The sequence below is a fragment of the Vibrio makurazakiensis genome (genome assembly GCF_050337375.1).
Classification (GTDB): Bacteria; Pseudomonadota; Gammaproteobacteria; order Enterobacterales; family Vibrionaceae; genus Vibrio; species Vibrio makurazakiensis.
Genome location: NZ_JAKJSW010000395.1, coordinates 1 through 2055 on the forward strand (window position 1 = coordinate 1; position 2055 = coordinate 2055).

Annotated in this window: 2 protein-coding genes; both read left to right on the forward strand. The window is 41.4% G+C overall.

The features are described from left to right. Positions 1–1040: OmpP1/FadL family transporter (locus L4C33_RS21825; protein ID WP_428814480.1), on the forward strand; the 1040-nt coding region annotated here is incomplete at its 5' end. A gap of 46 nt (positions 1041–1086) precedes the next feature. Beyond that, positions 1087–2055: hypothetical protein (locus L4C33_RS21830; RefSeq protein ID WP_428814481.1), on the forward strand; the 969-nt coding region annotated here is incomplete at its 3' end.

Here is a 2055-nt window from a genome sequence, read left to right on the forward strand (position 1 = left end):
ATATTGACCCTGATGTACAGGTTCAGTTTATGGAATTAGAAAATAAAGGTTTGATTAATTCTGTCTACGAAGAAGAAGCTGCACCTACAGCTTTGGTTCCTAACGTGTTTTACAGCCGTCCAATTAACGACAAGTTAACTTGGGGTATTGGCGCGTACGCAGATTTCGGTCTTGCCTCTGATTACAGCGATGAAGTAAATGGAACTGGACAATTAGGTCTAATTGCAGGCGATACAGCAGTATCAGTTATAAACATTAACAACTCTATCGCATATGAAGTGACGGAAACACTGACATTAGGTGCATCAGCAAGCATCCTTATGGCACACGCTGAAATGAATCGATACATGGTGAGTACTGAAACCCCCGCTGTCCATATGAAAGGGGATGGTATGGGCTTTAGTTATAAGTTAGGTGCGCTATATGAGTTGAATGAAAATCACCGTTTTGGAATTGGTTATACAGCAGCCGTAGATGTAGATCTTGAAGGTACTTTTAACGGTCTAGATACCATTGAAGATGGTGGTGCAGTTAGCAATGCTGATGGAGCATTGACTCTTAACCTTCCTTCAATCACCGAAATTTCAGGTTACCATCAACTAACAGATGTCGTTGCTGTTCACTACAGCTGGGTCATGATTGGTTGGAGTGCTTTCCAAGAAATTAAGGGTACGTCTGAATCATGTGGAACCGATGGTGTCTGCCTTCTCAAAGAAGAAGAGTGGAAAGATTCTAATCGTTACTCAATAGGTGCGACAGGCCAATTATCTGACGAGTGGACAGTACGTATTGGTTGGGCAAAAGATGAGACTCCAACTGACGAACATATTACAGCTTCGATTCCGGATTCTGAGCGTATTTGGATGACTGGTGGTGTGAGCTACCAAATGGATTCTCACGTATTTGATTTTGGTATCGCCTACATCAAAGGTGAGGATGGTGAAGTGATTACTGAAAATAGTGGCATCAGCGATCAATACTTCCGCACTGAAAAAAGCACAGCGATGATCTATTCAGTTCAATACGCATACAACTTCTAATTATGTTTTGCTCTGCCGTGAGCGGAGCATAATTTGAGAATTCAAAATGAAATTACATACTCTATCAAAATCTGTCTTAGTGGCTCTTTCTGCTCTTGCACTGGCAGCATGTGGCGACGACGAAGAGTCTACGTCATCAACTCTAGGCCCAGCAACGCTTGTTATTGGTACTGCAAATAACTCAACAATTGCTGATAATAAAAATATCCCAATCCCAAACGATCTGTACATCTATGAAGCCATTGATGATAGCCGAGTTACAGAACCTGAAAATTGGATATTAGATGCAGTATCTCAAACGACGCATAATTTTCTTGGTTGTGGTACTGATCTAAATGAAACTAAATGCTCTCTTTCTGAAATAGATGGTTGGTCAACGACTGCCCCATTCTCTATTCCAGTTACCGGTAATACCGCTGACATTGATGTTGCAACGCTAATTGATGGTGTAAAACTATTCAAAGAAAGTACTAATGATGGTGATAAAGCGGTAATTGGTACTCTAGAAGAAGTGACTTACCGTGAAACATTTGAAGATGTCGTTGTTGGTGAAGAAGCCTACACCGTTCGTGTAAATAAGTTTGGGGCGATTCAGGTACTACCGCTGACACCGTTGGCAGCAGAAACCACTTATGTTGTGGCTGTGACCAATGATTTAAGAACTAATGATGGTGAGACGATTCTGACTAACGGTGGTTACTCTGATTTAGTTAATCCACCAGCGGCTCCGGAAGTTGCAACCGAAGAGTCTGTATATCAACAAGCTTTTGCTACGCACCAAGTAGAGGTTGAAGCAGCGCTAAGTACAGTGTCGGTAATTAATCCTTTGTATGCGGCTAGTTTTACTACTCAGAATATTGGCTTAAATATCAGCGGTACCGGTACATTGGTAGATATTAACATAAAGACTACTGGGGTTGGGTCTAATACCGGTGATTACAAGCTAGGTGACATTACTAACCCAGGGTTAATATTGCCAGATCCAACGGTATGTGGAACAAATAATATTAAATGT